This is a genomic window from Xanthomonas citri pv. mangiferaeindicae, assembly GCA_002240395.1.
Classification (GTDB): domain Bacteria; phylum Pseudomonadota; class Gammaproteobacteria; order Xanthomonadales; family Xanthomonadaceae; genus Luteimonas; species Luteimonas citri_A.
Genome location: CP016836.1, coordinates 238587 through 259218 on the forward strand (window position 1 = coordinate 238587; position 20632 = coordinate 259218).

General features: G+C 68.5%; 17 protein-coding genes. 1 reads left to right on the forward strand and 16 read right to left on the reverse strand.

Annotated elements, in window-relative coordinates; all coding sequences use genetic code 11:
- Positions 1-103 precede the first annotated feature (103 nt).
- The 13 genes from BEN78_01110 to BEN78_01170 form a co-directional block, all read right to left on the reverse strand.
- Entirely contained in the window at positions 104-2746 is a 2643-nt protein-coding gene (locus tag BEN78_01110; GenBank protein ID ASR42217.1) for an alanine--tRNA ligase, read from the reverse strand.
- 156 nt (positions 2747-2902) lie between these two features.
- Positions 2903-3358, reverse strand: a complete 456-nt coding sequence (locus tag BEN78_01115; GenBank protein ID ASR44814.1) for a hypothetical protein — start codon at positions 3356-3358, stop codon at positions 2903-2905.
- Between the two features lie 142 nt (positions 3359-3500).
- Positions 3501-4535, reverse strand: coding sequence for a recombinase RecA (locus tag BEN78_01120; GenBank protein ID ASR42218.1), 1035 nt, complete (start codon positions 4533-4535; stop codon positions 3501-3503).
- Positions 4536-4730: 195 nt separating this feature from the next.
- Positions 4731-5381, reverse strand: a complete 651-nt coding sequence (locus BEN78_01125; GenBank protein ASR42219.1) for a repressor LexA — start codon at positions 5379-5381, stop codon at positions 4731-4733.
- A 51-nt stretch (positions 5382-5432) separates the two neighbouring features.
- A complete protein-coding gene (locus BEN78_01130) occupies positions 5433-6521 on the reverse strand; it encodes a tRNA pseudouridine(13) synthase TruD (protein ASR42220.1) in 1089 nt (362 codons plus the stop codon).
- Complete coding sequence (locus BEN78_01135; protein ASR42221.1) at positions 6518-7009, reverse strand: 2-C-methyl-D-erythritol 2,4-cyclodiphosphate synthase; 492 nt, start codon at positions 7007-7009, stop codon at positions 6518-6520. The genes BEN78_01130 and BEN78_01135 overlap by 4 nt, the downstream gene beginning before the upstream one ends.
- Positions 7010-7100: 91 nt before the next feature.
- Positions 7101-7814, reverse strand: coding sequence for a 2-C-methyl-D-erythritol 4-phosphate cytidylyltransferase (locus BEN78_01140; protein ASR44815.1), 714 nt, complete (start codon positions 7812-7814; stop codon positions 7101-7103).
- Positions 7814-8161, reverse strand: a complete 348-nt coding sequence (locus BEN78_01145) for a cell division protein FtsB (protein ASR42222.1) — start codon at positions 8159-8161, stop codon at positions 7814-7816. Before BEN78_01145 ends, BEN78_01140 begins: the two co-directional genes overlap by 1 nt.
- A gap of 15 nt (positions 8162-8176) precedes the next feature.
- Positions 8177-9463, reverse strand: a complete 1287-nt coding sequence (locus tag BEN78_01150; GenBank protein ID ASR42223.1) for a phosphopyruvate hydratase — start codon at positions 9461-9463, stop codon at positions 8177-8179.
- 142 nt (positions 9464-9605) lie between these two features.
- Positions 9606-10439: a 3-deoxy-8-phosphooctulonate synthase gene (locus tag BEN78_01155; GenBank protein ASR42224.1), complete on the reverse strand. Its 834-nt coding sequence runs from the start codon at positions 10437-10439 to the stop codon at positions 9606-9608.
- Positions 10439-10723 (reverse strand): hypothetical protein, encoded by a 285-nt coding sequence (locus tag BEN78_01160; protein ID ASR42225.1) that lies wholly within the window; start codon positions 10721-10723, stop codon positions 10439-10441. Before BEN78_01160 ends, BEN78_01155 begins: the two co-directional genes overlap by 1 nt.
- 149 nt (positions 10724-10872) lie before the next feature.
- The gene (locus BEN78_01165; GenBank protein ID ASR44816.1) at positions 10873-12537 is read right to left on the reverse strand and encodes a CTP synthase; all 1665 of its coding nucleotides are present in this window, start codon (positions 12535-12537) and stop codon (positions 10873-10875) included.
- 149 nt (positions 12538-12686) lie between these two features.
- Positions 12687-12992: a hypothetical protein gene (locus BEN78_01170; protein ASR42226.1), complete on the reverse strand. Its 306-nt coding sequence runs from the start codon at positions 12990-12992 to the stop codon at positions 12687-12689.
- Positions 12993-13272: 280 nt separating this feature from the next.
- Between BEN78_01170 and BEN78_01175 the strand changes: the two genes are divergently transcribed.
- Positions 13273-15162 (forward strand): DNA topoisomerase IV subunit B, encoded by a 1890-nt coding sequence (locus BEN78_01175; protein ASR42227.1) that lies wholly within the window; start codon positions 13273-13275, stop codon positions 15160-15162.
- Between the two features lie 209 nt (positions 15163-15371).
- Here BEN78_01175 and BEN78_01180 read toward each other — a convergent pair whose 3' ends face one another.
- Genes BEN78_01180 through BEN78_01190 form a run of 3 tightly spaced genes read right to left on the reverse strand, consistent with a single transcriptional unit; the run spans position 15372 to position 20303 of the window.
- A complete protein-coding gene (locus BEN78_01180; GenBank protein ASR44817.1) occupies positions 15372-16781 on the reverse strand; it encodes a hypothetical protein in 1410 nt (469 codons plus the stop codon).
- 43 nt (positions 16782-16824) lie between these two features.
- Positions 16825-17628 carry an N-formylglutamate deformylase gene (locus BEN78_01185; GenBank protein ID ASR42228.1) on the reverse strand — a complete coding sequence of 268 codons (804 nt, stop codon included), beginning with the start codon at positions 17626-17628 and terminating at the stop codon, positions 16825-16827.
- A gap of 38 nt (positions 17629-17666) precedes the next feature.
- Positions 17667-20303, reverse strand: coding sequence for a hypothetical protein (locus tag BEN78_01190; GenBank protein ASR44818.1), 2637 nt, complete (start codon positions 20301-20303; stop codon positions 17667-17669).
- Positions 20304-20632: the final 329 nt, after the last annotated feature.

Here is a 20632-nt window from a genome sequence, read left to right on the forward strand (position 1 = left end):
ACCGTTCTCGACCTTGGGAACCGATTACAGACCAATTGAACCGTGAAGGATGTCGTCTCGAACGCGGCTGGTCAACCGGGTCCGAAACGTGTTTAGCGTGCGCTTATCCGATTCGCGCCCCGACCCAGGCCTCGACATCGGCCAGTGCCGACCGCAATGCGGGGCCATCCTCGCCGCCGCCCTGCGCCAGATCCGGGCGTCCACCACCCTTGCCGCCGATCCGTCCTGCGATCTCCGACAACAGTTCGCCGGCCTTGACGCGACCGCTCGCACTGCCCGCCACACCCGCGACCAGCGCCGCCCGCCCATCGCTGGCGCCGGCGAGCACGATGACCGCATCGCCCAACTGCTGCTTGAGCCGATCGACGGCATCGCGCAGCGCCTTCGCATCGAGTCCCTCGACGCGTGCGGCCACCACTTTGATACCACCAACATCAACCGCACCTGCACCGAGGTCAGCCGTCGCACCGCTGGCCGCCTTGGCCTTGAGCGCATCGAGCTCGCGCTCGAGTTGCTTCTGCCGGTCGAGCAGCGCACGCAGCCGCTCGCCGACCTCCGCACCGGTGCCGCCCAGCAGTCCCGCGGCCTGCCGCAGGCGGTCCTCCTCGGCGCGCACATGGTCGAGTGCCGCCTGGCCGGTCAGCGCCTCGATCCGGCGCACACCAGCCGACACACCGCCTTCGGACACCAGCTTGAACAGCCCGATGCGGCCCGTCCGGTCGACGTGAGTCCCGCCGCACAGCTCGACCGACTCGCCCATCGTGACCACGCGGACGCGCTCGCCGTACTTTTCGCCGAACAGCGCCATTGCGCCGGCGTCGAGCGCGGCCTGCATGTCCATCTGTTCGATCGAGACCGGATGGTTCGCCCGGACCTCGACGTTGACCCGGCGCTCGATCTCGGCGAGTTCATCGGCCGCAACCGGCTGGAAATGCGAGAAATCGAAGCGCAGCCGCTCGGGCGCGACCAACGAGCCCTTCTGCGCGACGTGCGTGCCGAGCAGGTCGCGCAACGCGCCATGCAGCAGGTGCGTCGCACTGTGATTGAGCACGATCGTGCCGCGGCGCTCGGCATCCACCACGCCATGCACACGGTCGCCGCGCCGCAGCGCGCCGCCGGCAAGCCGGCCCAGGTGGCCATGGAACTGACCGGCAAGCTTCTGCGTGTCGCCGACCTCGAAGCGCGCCCCCTCGGCCTCGAGCACACCGGTGTCGCCGACCTGCCCGCCCGACTCGCCATAGAACGGCGTGCGGTCCAGGATCACCACCGCCTCGTCACCGGCCTCGATCGCATCGACCGGGCGGCCATCCTTGAGCAGCGCAACGACCTCCAAGCCGTCCGCCTGCGTCGCGTCATAGCCGACGAACGCGGTCGGCGAGAGCTGCGCAACCAGTTCGGCCGGCAGCGCCGTGCCCGACGCGAAGCGTCCTGCTGCGCGCGCGGTCTCGCGCTGGCGCTGCATCGCGGCGTCGAAGCCGGCCATGTCGACCTTCAGCCCGCGCTCACGCGCGATGTCGGCGGTCAGGTCGAGCGGGAAGCCATAGGTGTCGTAGAGCCGGAACGCGTCCTCGCCGGGAATCGCGCCCTGGCTGCGGGCGGCGACCTCGTCGAAGATGCGCATGCCGGCATCGAGCGTTTCGGCAAAGCGCTCCTCTTCGGCGCGCAATGCGCGTTCGACCAGCGTGCGCTTGTCGCGCAACTCCGGATACGCCTCGCCCATGGCCACGTCGAGCGTGTCCACCATCGCGTGGAAGAACGGCTGACGCACGCCGAGCATCCAGCCGTGGCGCAACGCGCGGCGGATGATCCGGCGCAGCACGTAGCCACGCCCCTCATTGGACGGCAGCACACCGTCGACGATCAGGAAGCTGCAGGCGCGGATGTGGTCGGCGATCACGCGCAGCGACTTGTTCTCCAGGTCTGCGGTGCCGGTGAGTTCGGCGGCCTTGCGGATCAGCGCCTGAAACAGATCGATCTCGTAGTTGCTGTGCACGCCCTGCAGGATCGCCGCCAGGCGCTCCAGGCCCATGCCGGTGTCGACACACGGCGCAGGCAGCGGCGCCAGCGTGCCGTCGGCCTGGCGATCGAACTGCATGAAGACCAGGTTCCAGATCTCGATGAAGCGATCGCCGTCCTCGTCCGGCGAGCCCGGCGGGCCACCGGCGATATGGTCGCCATGGTCGTAGAAGATCTCGGTACACGGACCGCAGGGGCCGGTGTCGGCCATCTGCCAGAAGTTGTCCGACGCGAACGGCGCGCCCTTGTTGTCGCCGATGCGGACGATGCGGTCCTCCGGCACGCCGACCATGTCGCGCCACAGCGCGTAGGCCTCGTCGTCAGTGTGATAGACGGTGACCAGCAGGCGTTCGGCCGGCAGCTTCCAGACCTGGGTCAGCAGCTCCCAGGCCCAGGCGATCGCATCCTTCTTGAAGTAGTCGCCAAACGACCAGTTACCGAGCATCTCGAAGAACGTGTGGTGACGCGCGGTATAGCCCACCGCATCGAGATCGTTGTGCTTGCCGCCCGCGCGCAGGCAGCGCTGCACGTCCGCCGCACGCACATAGCTGCGCTTCTCCGCCCCCAGGAACACGTCCTTGAACTGCACCATGCCGGAGTTGGTGAACAGCAGCGTGGGATCGTTGCCCGGCACCAGGGGCGCCGACGGCACGATGGTGTGGCCCTTGCTGCGGAAGAACTCGATGAAATCGCTGCGGATCTGCGCGGTCGTGGAACTGTGCGTGGTCATGTGCCTGGCGTGACGGGACGGGCATGCCCCAGGCCGGGAATCACCGCCGTTGGCGGGGCCGGTCCGGAACTCGCGCCCAAGAACGGCAAGATTAGCAGGCCGATCGCCCGCATTGGCCCAGCCGTCCACCCAGGCGCCCTTGGCACCGCCGGGGATTCAGCGCTCGCGCAGGCGCCGGACCGCCGCGTAGGCGAGCTCACCGCCGAACCCGCGACGGAGCAGGAAATCCACGGCCTTGCGCCGGAGCGCCGGATCGGCCTCGAGCGCGGCCCCGTCGTAGCGCCGGGCCAGCAGGTCGCAGGCCCGAGCCTCCCAGTCGCCCTCGCCGTCCTCGTCCAGCGCATCGAATGCGGCCGCGACCTGCGCCGAATCGAGCTGATGCATCGCCAGTTCGGCCTCGATGCGCAGCGGTCCGTAGCCATTGCCCGCGCGCGAACGGGCCAGACTGGCCGCGAACCGGGCATCGTCCTGCCAGCCCTCGCGGGTCATCCGCTCGACCGCGGCGTCCGCATCCTCGGTCTCGACGCCCTTGGCCACCAGTTTGCGCCGCAGCTCCAACTGCGAATGCTCGCGCCGCACCAGCAACGACAGCGCCCGTTGCGCAGGCGTCATCTGTCGACCACGCCGACGCGGGGGTACGACCTCGGCCGCATCGCCCTCGTCGGCCGCCAACGCACTGCCGCGCCCAACGTCCGGCACGGGACCATCATGGTCCCCGATGCCGGACGCGAACCGGGCCTCGGCAGGCCCCGCCTCAGTCGTCGGCAGCGTCTTCGCCATCGCCTGCCACCACAACCGCCGGCATCAGCCGCTCGCGCAGCGCGGCCTCGAGCCGGGCGGCGACTTCCGGGTTGTCCTTCAGGTACTGGCGCGCGTTCTCCTTGCCCTGGCCGATGCGCTCGTCGCCGCAGCTGTACCAGGCACCGGCCTTGTCGACCAGCTTGGCTTCCACGCCCATGTCGATCAGCTCGCCCTCGCGGCTGATGCCCTCGCCGTAGAGGATCTCGGTGACGATCTGCTTGAACGGCGGCGCCATCTTGTTCTTGACGACCTTGATGCGCGTCTGGTTGCCGATGATCTCGTCGCCCTTCTTGATCGCGCCGATGCGGCGGATGTCCAGGCGGACCGAGGCGTAGAACTTCAGCGCGTTGCCGCCGGTGGTGGTTTCCGGGCTCTGGCCCGGCATCATGATGCCGATCTTCATGCGCAACTGGTTGATGAAGATCACCATGCAGTTGCTGCGCTTGATGTTGCCGGTGAGCTTGCGCAGCGCCTGGCTCATCAGGCGCGCCTGCAGGCCGGGCAGCTGATCGCCCATCTCGCCTTCGATCTCGGCCTTGGGCGTGAGCGCGGCGACCGAGTCGACGACCACCATGTCGACAGCGTTGGAGCGCACCAGCATGTCGGCGATCTCCAGCGCCTGCTCGCCGGTATCAGGCTGCGACACCAACAGATCGTCGAGATTGACGCCGAGCTTGGTGGCGTAACTGGGGTCGAGCGCGTGCTCGGCGTCGATGAACGCCGCGGTGCCGCCGGCCTTCTGGCACTGGGCGATCGTCTGCAGCGTCAGCGTGGTCTTGCCCGACGACTCGGGGCCGTAGATCTCGACCACCCGGCCCTTGGGCAGGCCGCCGATGCCGAGCGCGAGGTCGAGCTGCAGCGAGCCGGTGCCGATGACCTCGGCCGCCTCGGCGGTGCCGTCGCCCATGCGCATCACCGAGCCCTTGCCGAACTGCTTCTCGATCTGGCCCAGGGCGGCCGCGAGCGCGCGCTTCTTGTTCTCGTCCATCGTGGTGGTCCTTGTCATTCGTGTTCCGGGAAGTTGGAGGCATCGTCGCAGGCCTGGATCGCACAGGCTGCGACGCGATGCGGTGATCTCGATCCTGCGCCGCCATCGGCGCGCAGATCAGCGGGGGAGTCCGCGCTTGCGCCTCGGGGAACGCCCCGTCGGCCACTGGACGGCGTCCGGCTCATCGGGCGACCGTCACCGGTTCGGCCTGACGAGGCCGCAGTACAGGCCCTCGATCGCGAAATCCTGGTCGGGCAGTACCTCGATCGGCGCGTAGTCGGGATTGCGCGGCAGCAGGCGGATCCGGTCCTTGCCAATCTTCAGCAGCTTGACGGTGATCGCATCGTCGAGCCGGGCGACGACAATCTGGCCCGATTGCGCGTCACGCGTGCGGTGCACGCCGATCAGGTCGCCCTCGAAGATGCCTTCGTCGCGCATCGAATCACCCTTGACCTTGAGCAGGTAGTCGGGCGACGGCGAGAACAGCACACGGTCCAGGACGATGTAGTCGTCCGGGGTGGGCAGGTCGTCGGGAGCATGGGCGCCGATCGGCGTGCCGGCCGCGACCTGCCCGAGCACCGGCAACCGCAACGCGTCGCCAGACACGACCTCCGCGAGCGCCGCCGCCTGCTGTGGGGCGACGCGCAGGCGGATGCCGCGTGCGCGGCCGGGCAGGCGCTCGATGGCACCGGCGGCCTCGAGTGCATCGAGGTGGTACTGCGCGGCGCGGACGCCGCTGAATCCGAAGGCGCGGGCGATCTCGGTCTGCGAAGGCGGCATGCCCTCGTTCTCGATACGGTCGGCGATCATGTCGAGGATCGCGTGCTGGGTCGGCGACAGGTCCATGATGAGTAGTATTACTACTAACCAACGTCCGAGCAAGTCCCTACCGGCGTCTCAGCCGGTCGCCTCGGGCGAGGAAGGCCGCGGCACGGCGGCGTTGGCGATCAAGCCCAATTCCGCAAGCACGGCGGTGGCATAGCAACCCGGTGGCAGTGCAAACGCGACCTGCAGTCCGGCCTCACCCTGCCAGGTCCAGGCCAGCGCGCCGGGCAGCAGGCGGGTCGCGCGGCGCTCCTGGGCCAGGCCGGCGCGCTCGAGCCCCTCGCGCAACGCCAGCGCGCGCGCATCGGCCAGCGCCGCCAGCTCGACTTCACGGGCGGCCCCGACCGCCCGTATCTCGCCCCGGCCCCACAGGGGCCCGGTGGGATGGATATCGTGCGCAGCGACCCGCGCGGCCAGCGTCTCGCTCCCCGGCTCAGGGCCGAACACGCTGCGGCTGCCGTCGAGCATCCACACTTCGCCCTCGCAGCCGGTCGCCCAGGTACCGGCGGTCACGCGCGCGGCCAGCACCTGGTTGAACAGCGCCGAGCGCGCCGAGGACAGCAACAGCGCACGCTGCTCGCGGCCCAGCCGGCGACGCGGCGCGGCGAAGAAGGCCAGTGCCTTGTCGACATTGCCTCCGCCATGGCCGAAGCGCTGCTCGCCGAAATAGTTGGGCACGCCGTCGGCGGCGATCGTGCGCAGCCGGGCCTCGATCGCCGCGCGGTCGCCGGCCACATCGCGCAGGGTCAGCGCGAAGCGATTGCCGGCCAGCGCGCCACGCGGCAGCTTGCGCGCATGCCGCGACGTCGCGAGCACCCGCAGCCCCTGGCCGGCCCCCTCGCCCATCGCCTCCAGTACCGCGATATCGGGATCCTCGCGGCCGGGCAATTGCACGGTGAAGCGCTGGATAGTCAACGCGTGGCGGTCCTTGAGCCCGGCGAAGCCGACCGCACGCTCGTCGACGCCGGCCCACTGCGCGAGCAGCCGCGCGACGAAGGCGGTGTTCATGCCGCGCTTCTCGATCGTCAGCAGCAGGTGCTCGCCGCTCCCCGAGGGCGCGAAGGCATCGATCTCGTAGACCCGGAAATCCTCGGCGTCCTGACGGATCGTCGCCGACAATGCCGCCTCGCCATGGGCACGCGGCAGCGCGGGCGCGCTCACGCGGCGACGAGCAGGCAGGCGGCCTGCGCGGCGATGCCCTCGCCGCGTCCGGTGAAGCCGAGTGTTTCGCTGGTCGTGGCCTTGACGCTGACGCAGTCCAGCGCGATTCCGAGGTCGGCGGCGATCGCCTCGCGCATCGCCTGTGCGTGCGGGCCGACCTTCGGCCGCTCGCAGATCACGGTGACATCCGCATTGCCGACCCGCCAGCCGCGTTCGCCCAGCAGCGCGTTGCAATGCCGCAGCAGCGCGCGGCTGTCGGCACCCTTCCAGCGGTCGTCGCTGGGCGGGAAATGCACGCCGATGTCGCCCAGCGCAAGCGCGCCGAGCATCGCATCGCACAGGGCGTGCAGCGCGACGTCGCCGTCGCTGTGCGCGAGCACGCCGCGTACGTGCGGCACCCGCACGCCGCCGATCATCACGTGGTCGCCGTCGCCGAACGCGTGGACGTCGAAGCCCTGGCCGATGCGGAAACGGGGCGTGTCGGACATGGTGGGCACCTGCGCAGAAGGGGGCCGCAGCTTGCCATGGTTCGCCGACAAGACAAGCGCAGAGCGCGCGCAGCGCCGCGCGGGCGCGGCCTCAACTGCGCTGCGAGAGCTCGAAAGCGAAGCGGGCCAGATCGGCCGGGGTGGTGATCTTGAAGTTGTCGTCGCGGCCCTCGACCAACAGCGGGCGGGCGCCCTGACGCTCCATCGCCATCGCCTCGTCGGTGACGACGATACCGGCGGCATGCGCGGCTTCGAGCGCACGCCCCAGTTGCAGGCGGCGGAACAACTGCGGGGTCAACGCGCGCCACAGCCGTTCGCGCGGCTCGGTGCCATCGATACCGCCATCGTCACCGGCCCGCTTGAGCGTGTCGCGCACCGGCGCGGCAAGAATGGCGCCGACCGGATCGGTGCGCCCGCGCTCGAGCAAGGTGTCGAGGTCGGCGGCAGCGAGATTGGGTCGCGCAGCGTCGTGGACGAGCACGAAGTCGTCCGCGCGCACGGTGTCGGGCAGCGCATGCAGTCCGGCGAGCACCGAATCGGCGCGGCTGTCGCCGCCGTCGGCCCGCAGCAGCGGCGTGTCGCCAAGCTCCGACCTCAGCAGATCGAGGTCCACGGCGTCGCTGGCGGCCAGCACCAGCACGATGCCGGCCACGCCCGGGTGGCTGGCCAGGCACGCCAGCGTATGCGCCAGCACGCTGCGACCTCCGACTTCCAGGTACTGCTTGGGCACGTCGCCGCCGAAGCGCGTGCCACGGCCTGCGGCAGGTACGATGGCCCACAGTCCACCGCGCGCGGGCTCGGCGATCACCGGGCCTCTCCTTCCTGCGCGTCCGGGGCCGCCGTGTGCTCGGCCGGCAACGGCGCCACCCGCGCATCGTCGACCACCCGGTAGAAGGTCTCACCGGGCTTGATCATGCCCAGCTCGCCGCGCGCGCGTTCCTCGATCGCGGCTTCACCGGACTTCAGGTCGGCGACCTCGGCGGCCAGCGCATCGTTGCGCTGCTGCAGGCCCTCGTTCTGCCGGGCCTGCGCCTCGACCCGCGCACGCAACTCCTCGACCTGCGTCGTCCCGCCGACGCCGTACCACAGCCGGTACTGCAACCAGCCCAGCAGGACGGTCAGCATCAGCAGGACGACGAGGATCGCACGCATGGCGGTGGCCCGGGTTCAGCGCTTGAGCGAGACGAACGCGTCGCGGCCGGCGTAACGGGCCTGTCCGCCCAGCGCCTCCTCGATCCGCAGCAACTGGTTGTACTTGGCGACGCGGTCGCTGCGGCACAGCGAGCCGGTCTTGATCTGCGTGGCGGTGGTCGCGACCGCGATATCGGCGATCGTCGTGTCCTCGGTCTCGCCGGAGCGATGCGAGACGATCGCCGCGTAGCCGGCCGCGTCGGCCATCGCGATCGCCTCGAGGGTTTCGCTCAGCGTGCCGATCTGGTTGACCTTGATCAGGATCGCGTTCGCGGTCTGCGAGTCGATGCCTTCCTTGAAGATGCGCGGGTTGGTCACGAACAGATCGTCGCCGACCAGTTGCACCTTCTGACCGATGCGCTCGGTCAGCAGCTTCCAGCCCGCCCAATCGTCCTCGGCCATGCCGTCCTCGATCGTGACGATCGGGTACTGCGCGGCCCAGTCGGCGAGGAAGTCGACGAACTGCTCGCCGCTCAGGCGCTTGCCCTCACCCACCAAGTGGTACTTGCCGTTGTCGTGGAACTCGCTCGAGGCCACGTCCAGACCCAGCAGCACGTCCTCGCCCGCGGCGTAGCCGGCCTTGCCGATCGCCTCGAGGATGGTGTCGAGCGCCTCGACGTTGCTGCGGAAGTCCGGCGCGAAGCCCCCCTCGTCGCCCACTGCCGTGCTCAGGCCGTGCCCTTTGAGCACTGACTTGAGCGCGTGGAAGATCTCGGTACCGGCGCGCAGCGACTCGGAGAAGCTCGAAAAGCCGACCGGCAGGACCATGAACTCCTGGAAGTCGACATTGTTGTCGGCATGCGCGCCGCCGTTGATGATGTTCATCATCGGCACCGGCAGCACCGGTGCGCGGTCGCCGGCCAGGTGCTTCCATAGCGGCACCTTTTTCGAGGCGGCGAGCGCGTGGGCGTTCGCCAGCGACACGCCCAGCAGCGCGTTCGCGCCCAGCCGGCCCTTGTTCTCGGTGCCGTCGAGGTCGATCAGCCGCTTGTCCAGCCCGGCCTGGTCGGTCGCGTCGAAGCCGGCCAGCGCCTCGGCGATCGCGCCATTGACGTTGGCCACCGCCTTGGTCACGCCCTTGCCCAGGTAGCGGGTGCGGTCGCCATCGCGCAGCTCCACGGCCTCGCGGGCGCCGGTTGACGCGCCCGAGGGCACCATCGCGCGGCCGAAGCTGCCATCGGCCAGGGTGACTTCCGCTTCCAGGGTCGGGTTGCCGCGCGAATCGAGGATTTCACGGGCGTGGATCTTGGCGATTGTGGTCATGGGCTCGCTGTGTCGTGTTGGACGGAAAATTCAGGGGAAACGCATTGTGGCCGCAGAGGTCCGCCGATGGTGCGGATCGGTGCGGGACGTGGCGCAGGACCGTTGGATCCGTCCGATCGCGCCCCAGCCCGTGCCAGGCGGCTCAGAGTTTGGTTTCGAGCAGGCCGTGACGCTTGGTGATCGCGTCGAGCTCGAGCATGGTCTCCAGCAGCGCGCGCATCCGGTCCAGCGGCCAGGCATTGGGGCCGTCGCTGAGCGCCTCGGCCGGACGCGGGTGGGTTTCCATGAACACGCCCGCGACGCCGACCGCGACCGCCGCCCGCGCGAGCACCGGCACGAACTCGCGCTGGCCGCCGCTGGACGTGCCCTGCCCGCCGGGCAACTGCACCGAATGGGTCGCGTCGAACACGACCGGGCAGCCGGTGTCGCGCATCACGGCGAGCGAGCGCATGTCCGAGACCAGATTGTTGTAGCCGAAACTCGCACCGCGCTCGCAGACCATGATCGCGTCGTTGCCGGTGGACTTCGCCTTCTCGACGACCGGCTTCATGTCCCACGGCGAGAGGAACTGGCCCTTCTTGATGTTGACCGGCTTGCCAGCACTGCAGACTTTCTTGATGAAATCGGTCTGGCGCACCAGGAAGGCCGGCGTCTGCAGCACGTCGACGACGCTGGCGACCTCGTCCATGGGCGTGTATTCGTGGACGTCGGTGAGCACCGGCACGCCGATCTGCCGCTTGACCTCGGCCAACACCCGCAGCCCCTCCTCCATGCCCGGGCCACGGAAGCTGGTACCGGAGGTACGGTTGGCCTTGTCGAAGCTGGACTTGAAAATGAAGGGGATGCCCAGCGCGCCGGTGATCTCCTTGAGCTGGCCGGCGACATCGAGCTGCAATTGCTCGCTCTCGATCACGCAGGGGCCGGCAATCAGGAAAAACGGCCGGTCGAGACCGACGTCGAAGCCACACAGTTTCATCAGTTTTCCTCCAACTGCCAGCAATCGCCCGTCGAAATCGTGGCGATCTCACGAAGGGGGCAATGCTCGCCGTTCAATAACGGGGGAGCCATCAACACGTAGCACGCAGTTCCGGGATTCTCGAACTCAAGGCGCGGGCAACCCGGCACCTCAAAGCTGAATCCACCGCGACCCGGCGCCAGGACTTGCATCCGCTCAAAACCCTCTCCAGCGACCTCGACAGGCTTTTGCGAAGCCTCGTCGATGATCCAGCGCACGACACCGTCTTCTTCGACCTTGATCACGCCGCGTCTGACGGAGGCCGCCGATTCGTTGACCGATGCAGCAGAGACATCAGCCGCTTGATCCGACTTGGGAGGATCTGAAACGTCGTCATCTGCGCAACCGACCAGCAGAGCAGCGGGGAGCACCACTGCGAACAAGGCCGATCGCCTCACGCCTGCGCTTCCTTGAGCAGCTTGCCGCCGGCCTTCTTCTCGCGCGCGGCGCGGATGAAGCCGATGAACAGCGGGTGGCCGGTGCGTGGCGTGGACAGGAATTCGGGGTGCGCCTGGCAGGCAATGAACCACGGATGGTCGGGCAGTTCGATCATTTCGACCAGCAGGTCGTCCATCGACTTGGCCGAGATCACCAGGCCCGCATCCTCGAGTTGGGTGCGGTAGCGGTTGTTGAACTCGTAGCGGTGCCGATGGCGTTCGCCGACCACGTCCTTGCCGTACAGCGCGCGGGCGCGGGTGCCGGGCTTGAGCCGCTGCTCCTGCAGGCCCAGGCGCATCGTGCCGCCCAGATCGCTGGTCTCGCTGCGACGCTCGACCTCGCCCGACTGGGTACGCCACTCGGTGATCAGACCGATCACCGGGTGCGGCGACTGGCGGTCGTTCTCGGTGCTGTTGGCGCCCTCGAGCCCGGCGAGATTGCGCGCCACGTCGACCACCGCCGCCTGCATCCCGTAGCAGATGCCGAAGTACGGCAGGCCGGTGGTGCGCGCGTACTCGGATGCCAGCACCTTGCCTTCGAAACCGCGATCGCCGAAGCCGCCGGGCACGAGCACGCCATCGACATCGGCCAGCCACGCGGCCGCGCCGTCGCGCTCGATGTCCTGCGATTCGATCCACTTCAGGCTCACGCGCGTGCGCTGGCGGATGCCGCCGTGCTTGAGCGCCTCGCCGACCGACTTGTAGGCGTCCTTGTGGTCGACGTACTTGCCGACGACCGCGATCGTGACCTCATCGAGCGGGCGCTCGACCGCGTCGACGACGTCCAGCCACTCCGACAGATCGGCGGTCGGCGCCGCCTTGGCGTCCAGGCCCAGGCGCTGGACGATCAGCTGGTCCAAGCCCTGGGCGTGCAGCCACATCGGGATCTTGTGGATGTTGTCCAGGTCGACCGCCGAGATCACCGCCTTCTCGGAGACGTTGGTGAACGAGGCGATCTTGCGCCGCTCGCCGTCGGGCAGCGGCTGCTCGCTGCGGCACAGCAGCACGTCGGGCTGGATGCCAATCGAGCGCAGTTCCTTGACCGAGTGCTGGGTGGGCTTGGTCTTGAGCTCGCCGGCCGCGGCGATGAACGGCACCAGCGTCAGGTGCATGAACACCGCTTTCTCGCTGCCGCGGTCGGTGCGGATCTGGCGGATCGCCTCCAGGAACGGCAGCGATTCGATGTCGCCGACGGTGCCGCCGATCTCCACCAGCGCCACGTCGAAGCCCTGGGTGGCCTGGTCGATCGCGCGCTTGATCGCATCGGTGATGTGCGGGATCACCTGCACCGTCGCGCCCAGGTAATCGCCGCGGCGCTCCTTGCGGATCACGCTCTCGTAGATCTTGCCGGTGGTGATCGAGTTCTTGCCTGAGAGGCGGACGTTGATGAACCGCTCGTAGTGGCCCAGGTCCAGGTCGGTCTCGGCACCATCGTCGGTCACGTAGACCTCGCCGTGCTGGAACGGGCTCATCGTGCCCGGATCGACATTGATGTAGGGATCGAGCTTCATCATCGTCACCCGCAGACCGCGGGCTTCGAGGATGGCGGCCAGGGACGCTGCGGCGATGCCCTTCCCGAGGGAAGAGACCACGCCGCCGGTCACGAATACGAGCGGAGTGATGGAGCTGGTGGGGAGCGTCATGAGAACAGCGGTCGCTGGAAAGCCCCATTCTACAGGCTGCGGCGCCGCCGCGCTGGGCACCGGCGCCCGGATGGACGAACGCCCCGGCTTGCCGGGGCGTTCGCGGGCTGGCTACGGGAGCCGGACGGTCAAGCCGGCACGTCAGCCTGGTCGGCCGCGCGCTCGGACGCCTCGGTGTCGAGCTTCGCTGCATCCCCCGCTTCGTCCTCGACATCCTGCGCCTCGTTCATGGCATCGGATGCATAGGTCTCGGCGGCCGCCTGCTCGGCGGCCTGGGCGGCGGCCTCGGCGGTCTGCGCGTCCTGTTCGGCCTGCTGCGCCGCGACCTCTGCCTGGCGGACCTGCTGTTGGACGTCCTGGGCATCCTGCGCGAAGGCAGGGGCGGCGAAGGCGGTGACAGCGGCGACAGCGAACAGCAGGGTGCGGGTCTTCATGGGTGAGCCTCCAATGCGGGAAAAGGTCCCGGTTGCGATACCTCGATGATGGGTGCGCCATGGGGCGCGGCGTGCCGGTTGGAAGCGGCGACGGGTCCAACCTAGCCACGCGCGACCGGCCTCAAACTGAACAACTGGCCGCTTACATCGGCTGCACACCCGCTTAACGGACGCGAAAACGCTTACATCGCGTCGTGGCGCGCTTGCGCGTCTTTCGCAGTCCGAATCGACGTCTGGGCAATTCCTTTACCATGCGCCGACCTCCCCGCAGCCTCACCGCATGAACAACCGCTACAACGCCGCCGACATCGAAGTGCTCTCGGGCCTGGACCCGGTCAAACGCCGCCCGGGCATGTACACCGACACCGCGCGCCCGAACCATCTGGCGCAGGAGGTCATCGACAACGCGGTCGACGAAGCGCTGGCCGGGCATGCACGCGGCATCGAAGTGCGGCTCTACGCCGATGGCAGTTGCGAGGTCGCCGACGATGGCCGTGGCATGCCGGTGGACATCCATCCCGAGGAGAAGATTCCGGGCGTGGAGCTGATTCTCACGCGGCTGCACGCGGGCGGCAAGTTCAACAACCGCAACTACACCTTCAGCGGCGGCCTGCACGGCGTCGGCGTCAGCGTGGTCAATGCGCTCTCGACGCTGGTCGAGGTGCATATCAAGCGCGAGGGCAGCGAGCACCGCATCACCTTCCGCGATGGCGATCGCGCCACGCCGCTGGAAGTGGTCGGCAGCGTCGGCCGCAAGAACACCGGCACGCGCGTGCGCTTCTGGCCGGACCCGAAGTACTTCGACTCGCCGAAGTTCAGCGTCCGTGCCTTGCGCCACCTGCTGCGCGCCAAGGCAGTGCTGTGCCCCGGCCTGCGCGTCACCTTGTACGACGAGGCCAGCGGCGAGCGCGATGAGTGGTACTACGAGGACGGTCTGCGCGATTACCTGCGCGGCGCGCTCGAGGGGCGCGAGCTGCTGCCGCCCGAACTGTTCGTCGGCGGCCTGGGCCGGGAGACCGAGACCGTCGACTGGGCGGTCGCGTGGCTACCGGAGGGCGAACTGGTCCAGGAGAGCTACGTCAACCTGATCCCGACCGCGCAGCACGGCACCCACGTCAACGGCCTGCGTACCGGCTTCACCGATGCGCTGCGCGAGTTCTGCGATTTCCGCAGCCTGCTGCCGCGCGGGGTCAAGCTCGCGCCCGAGGACGTCTGGGACCGCGTCGCGTTCGTGCTGTCGCTGAAGATGACCGACCCGCAGTTCAGCGGCCAGACCAAGGAGCGCCTGTCGTCGCGGCAGGCGGCCGGCTTCGTCGAGGGCGCCGCCCACGACGCGTTCTCGCTGTGGCTCAACCAGCACGTCGAACTGGGCGAGCGAATCGCGCAATTGGCGATCGAGCGCGCGAGCGCGCGGCTGAAGACCGAGAAGCAGATCGTCCGCAAGAAGGTCACCCAGGGCCCCGCCCTGCCCGGCAAGCTGGCCGATTGCATCAGCCAGGACCTCTCACGCACCGAGCTGTTCCTGGTCGAGGGCGACTCGGCCGGCGGCAGCGCCAAGCAGGCGCGCGACAAGGATTTCCAGGCGATCCTGCCGCTGCGCGGCAAGATCCTCAACACCTGGGAAGTGGCCAGCACCACCGTGCTCGGCTCGGAGGAAGTGCACAACCTCGCGGTCGCGATCGGCTGCGACCCGGGCAAGGACGACATCGCCGGGCTGCGCTACGGCAAGGTCGTGATCCTGGCCGACGCCGACTCCGACGGCCTACACATCGCGACGCTGCTCAGCGCGCTGTTCCTGCGCCATTTCCCGGCACTGGTCGCGGCCGGCCATGTGTTCGTCGCGATGCCGCCGCTGTTCCGCGTCGACGTCGGCAAGCAGGTGTTCTACGCGCTCGACGAGGAGGAGAAGCGACTGCTGCTGGAGAAGATCGAGCGCGAAAAGCTCAAGGGGCAGGTCAATGTCACCCGCTTCAAGGGCCTGGGCGAGATGAATCCCTCGCAGCTGCGCGAATCGGCGATCCATCCCGACACCCGGCGCCTGGTGCAACTGACCGTGGACGACGACCTGGAGACGCGCTCGCTGATCGACATGTTGTTGGCGAAGAAGCGGGCCGGAGATCGGAAGGCGTGGCTGGAGACGAAGGGCGATCTGGCAACACTGGAGGTTTGACGGCAATTCATCCCGTCCTGCCGTGGCGACGTCCCAAGCCATCCCACACCGGAACGTGATGCGTGGCGCGGTTGGAGACCAAGGGGGGTCTGGCGACTTGGAAGTCTGACCGCGATGCATGCCGCCCTGCCGCACTGATGGGCTGGACGAAAAATCGACTCTGACCCCGATTTTGGAAATTCAACTCTGACCCTGGTTTTGGCGCGGCCTCAGCCCTGATCGGCCTGGCCGACCGCCTGCTCCGGGATGCGCCGGGTGCGGCCGAGTTGGGCGAAGATCCCGGCCGAGACCATCGTGAGCGCGCCGACGCAGATGAACGTCCAGCGGAATGCGGCGATGACCGGCTCGCCGCCGCCCGACTCGCCGAAAGCGGCCAGCAGGCCGCCGGCGGTCGCGACCCCGAGGCTCATCGCCAGCATCATCACCATCGACAGCAGGCTGTTGCCGGCACTGGCGTGCTCGCCGTCGAGGTCGCGCAGCGTCAAGGTGTTCATCGCGGTGAACTGCAGCGAGTTGACCGCGCCGAAGCACGCAAGCTGGACGATCTGCAGCCACAGCGGCTGGCCCGGATGCACCAGCGCGAAGCTCGCCATCGCCAGCCCGGTCAACAAGGTGTTGATCACCAGCACCTTGCGGTAGCCGAAGCGCTGCACCAGCGGCACCACGATGCGCTTGGAGAACATGCCCGCGACCGCGACGGGGATCATCATCATGCCCGCGCGCGCCGGCGGCACGCCCAGACCGACCTGCAGCAGCAACGGGATCAGATACGGCATGCCGCCGCTGCCCAGCCGCGCGAACAGATTGCCGAGCACGCCGACACTGAAAGTCCGCACCCGGAACAGCGACAGCGGGAACAACGGCGCCGGGGCGCGGGCAGCGTGCAGCCAATAGGCGACCAATGCGCCGAAGCCGGCGACCAGGAGCACGACCAGCGCCGGGCCACGGGCGGCGTGTCCCGACAACGCGTCGACCGACAGCGATACCGCCGCCATGCCGAAGGCCAGCAGGCCGTAGCCAAGCAGATCGAAGCGCGACACCGACGCGCGCAGGTCGGGCATCAGCCGGAGCGTGGCCAGCGCGCCGGCCACGCCCAACGGCAGGTTGATCAGGAAGATCCAGTGCCAGCTTGCGACCTCGACCAGCCAGCCACCGAGCGAAGGCCCGATCAACGGCCCGATCAGGCCTGGCACGGTGACGAAGGTCATCGCGGCGAGGAACTCGGTCCGCGGCACCGCACGCAGTACCGCGAGCCGGCCGATCGGCAGCAGCATGGCGCCGCCCACCCCCTGCAGCACCCGCGAGGCCACCAGCGCATGCAGCGTCTGCGACAGCGCACAGGCCAGCGAGCCCAAGGTGAAGACGACGATCGCGACCAGGAACACACGCCGGGTGCCGAAGCGGTCGGCCAGCCAGCCCGAGGCCGGGATCAGCACCGCGACCGTCAGCGCATAGGCCACCACCACCGCCTGCATCCGCAGCGGCGACTGGTCGAGACTGGCGGCCATGGCCGGCAGCGCGGTGTTGACGATCGTGGTGTCCAGCATCTGCATGAACACCGCCGCCGCGACCAGCCACAGCATCGGCCGGTGGGGGCGCAGGACATCGGGTCGGCTCATGGCGGGCAGCATGCCGCCTTCGACGTCACGATTCCGCCAAGTGTCAGCCGGTCCGACTGCCCTGTGCGTGGGCGATCGCGGTCCGAAGCAAGCGCTGCAGGAGCGGCTGCAGCGCCGCGGCACGCGCCGCGTCCCAGCCGAAGCTGGTCTCGTCCATGTAGCAGCGCTGGCTGATCTCCAACTGGACCGCCTCGATGCCGTCGTCGGGCGCGGCGTAGTGCCGGGTGATGTAACCGCCGCGGAAGCGGCCGTTGGCGACCCATTCGTAGTCCGACTGGCCTTCGAGCAAGCCGGAGATCCGCGCTTCAAGCGCCAGGCTGCAGCTGGTGCCGGCAGCGGTACCGAGGTTGAGATCGGGCAGGCGCCCGTCGAACAGGAACGGCAAGACGCCGCGGATCGAGTGGCCCTCCCACAGCACCACCCGCCGATGGCGGGCGCGCAGGCGGGCGAGTTCGTCGCGCAAGGCGGCATGGTAGGGCCGCCAGTAACGGTCGACCCGCGCCGCGATCTCGTCCGCGTCCGGCGCGGCTCCGTCGAGATAGACCGGCCCGCCGTCGAAGCGCACCTGCGGACACAGCCCAGTGGTGTTCTGCCCCGGATACAGCGACGTGTCGTCCTCCGGTCGGTTGAGGTCGATCACGTAGCGCGAGTAGCGCGGCACGAGGATCGAGGCACCGAGCGCGCGCGCGAAGGCGTACAGCCGGGACACGTGCCAGTCGGTATCCGGCACGGCCCGGGCCTCGGGGGTGAGGCGCTGTGCGATGTCGTCGGGCAGCCGGGTGCCGTCATGCGGCAGGCTGACCAGCAGCGGCGCGGTGCCGCGATGGAGTTCGAGGATATCGGCCATGGCCCATTGTAGGGCCCCCGCGCCGCCGCCATCGCGCACTAGAGATCCATCGACCATTCCATCTGCAGCGAACGCCCCAGGGCGTTGTAGAGCCCACGGTCGTAGAACGGCCAGTTGCCATTGGTACGGTCCACCGGCGGCTTGCGGTTGGCGATGTTGTTGACCGAGAACAGCACGCCGTAACGCTCGCCGAAGCGGTAAGAGACACTGCCGTTGAAGGTCGTCCACGGGCCGATGTCGCGGGCGCGGCCGGCCGCGTTCCAACTGCGCGCATTGCGCACGCCCCACAACGTCGCGGCGAGCGGGCCGCGGTTCCAGGCGACGCTGGCGGTGGTGCGGTGCTGCAGCTCGTTGGAGTTGGCGCAGCACAGCAGATCCTCGACCGGATCGTCGGCCTGCGGCTGGCGGTCGTGGCTGAGCGTGCGGTAGTAGCCCAGGTCGATATCGAAGTCGCCGACGTTGCCGGCCGTCCAGCGATAGCGGGCCGCCGCCTGCACGCCGGTCTGGCGCTGGCGCGCGAGATTGATCGGATAGGTACGGACTTCGGCGACCCCGTTGGGATCGACCGGATCGCTGTCCAGGCGCCGCTGGACCTGGGCGATCACGTCGCGACAGGTCGGCGAATCGATGTCATAGCGGGTCTGCCCGTTCTCCGACACGCCCAGCCGGCAGTTGGCCTCCAGCTCCAGGATATCGGCGATGCCCAAAAGTTCGACCTCGTCCTCGATCTCGATCGCGTTGTAGTCGAGCGACATCGTCAGCGCGTTGCCCGGCGTCGACCACACCACGCCGTAGGTGAACGTCCGCGCGGTGATGTCGCGCAGGTCACGGTTGCCCTGCCCCAGATGCCGGGTGGACTGGTCGGCCTGCGGGCAGGCCTCGTAGTCGTCGACGCCATAGCCCGCCTGCCGGCAGCGGTAATAGTCGGTGGTGGTGGTGAACCCGCTGGTCTCCGATGCGTAGAGGTAGAACATGTCCGGCGAACGGAACGCGGTGGCGTAGCTGCCGCGCAGCAGCAGGTTGTCCAGCGGGCGGAACTCCAGGCCGGCCTTCCAGGTGGGCTTGCCGTTGCCGCCGCCATCGAGCGCGTACTTGTCGTAGCGCCCCGACAGGTTGATGTCGAAGTTTCCGGTCACCGGCACCTGGAACTCGACGCCGGCCGCGTAGAGGTCGCGCTCGCCACGGGCGATCGTGCCACCACCGGCATTGCGGAACAGGTCGCGCGCATCGGCCGATTGCGAACGATTGGAGAAGCGCTCGCGTTGCCCCTGTACGATCGCCGCGAAGCCCACCGGGCCGGCGGGCAATGTGAACAGCTCGGCATGGGTGAGCAGCGCCGTGCCGCCTTGGTTCCAGGCGGTGGACTTGGCGCGATTGATCGCGCTCCAGGCGTCGTACTGCTCGGGCGTGATCGGCCGGTACAGGGTCGCCTCGTCGGGGGCGTAAATCGGATATCCGGCCGCGTCCACACCCAGCTTCGGCCCCAGGTAATGGTCATCGACGCCGTTGCGCGCGAGGAAATCCGTGGCCTTGCGGATGGCCCCGGTGCCCGAACGGTTGAGATACACGTCGTAATCGAAGCCGCTGTCGCCCAGTGTGCCGCGCACGCCGGCCGCGACGTTGTAGCTACGGGTGTAGACGCGCTGGTCCTTGGCATGCAGGCCCACTTCCTCGGGCGCGAAGATGCGTTGCCACTGCTCGTAGCGACCAGTGGTCTGGTTGTAGAAGCTCTGGTTCCACGACGGGCTGCCGCCGGTGTACGTCGGCCGGCTGTAGCTGAGCAATACATCGGTATAGAACTCGGCATGCTCGCCAAGCGCACGGCGCAGGAACAGACTGCCGCTGGCACTCTCCGATTCGCTGAGCAGCGAAGCCGTGCCGACATTGCGCAGACTGCCGCAGTAGCGGCCGCCCCCGTCGATGTCGCGCAGCGCGTACTCGGTACTGCCGCCATACAGATACGACAGCGGCGCGCAGGTCGCCGCGCCGGGATCGATGTAGCCCGTCGCACCGGCGGTCAGATCCTGGCGCAGGAACGTGCGCGCCGGATCGACCGGGCCGGTCGGATTGTCGGCCGCGCTGTCGGTGGCATCGCGCTCGAAGGCATAGATCGGCTTCTGCGTTTCGTACTGCAAGCCGTAGCTGATGTCCCAGCCCGCGAACGCATGGCCGGCGCTGAACTGCAACCGGTGATTCTCGCCACCGCCGTCGCTGTAGCCGCCGACGCGATAGCGCGCATGCACGCTCTCGATGCGGTCCTTGAGCACGATGTTGACCACGCCGGCAATCGCCGCCGAGCCGTAGACCGACGATTGCCCGCCAGTCAGCACATCGACCCGCTCGACCATGCCCATCGGGATGTTGGCGATATCGACAATGCTGGTATTGCCGTTGTAGCCCAGTGGGTAGCTGTTGACGGGCCGGCCGTTGATCAGCGTGAGCGTGTAACTCGGCGACAGGCCGAACAGGCTCACGGTCTTGGCGCCGGGCGTGTAGGTGCCAGTGCTTTGCGCGTCCTGGACGGGCCCACTGGACTGCGGCAGCGCGCGCAAAGCATCGAACAGATTGGTGAATCCCTGCTGCTCCATCTGCTCGGCGGTGATCGTGGTGACCGGCGACGGCCCTTCGATCTGCGCCCGTGGAATCAGCGATCCGGTGACCCGGATCGCATCGATGTCGGTGGGTTGGCCTGTGGGCCGGGCGTCGTCCGGTGGCTCGGTAGGCGACGGTGCAGGTGTCTGTGCGGACACGGTGCCCGACACCAGGGCCACGGCGATCAACATCGACAAGGGACGGCTGCGCATCTGATCTCTCCCATCAGGACGTGAGGCACGCGCGGCGTGCGCGCCGGCGTGTCGTGGCACCGCAGTGCCGGATCGTTCACATGTCGCAATGCCTTCGCCGCCGGAAGACACTCGCAGCGAACGCTTGGCCGGACGATGCCGCCCCCTCGGCAGCGCCCTGGCGATCGATTTAATCGTTTCAAATACCAGTGTCACGCTGC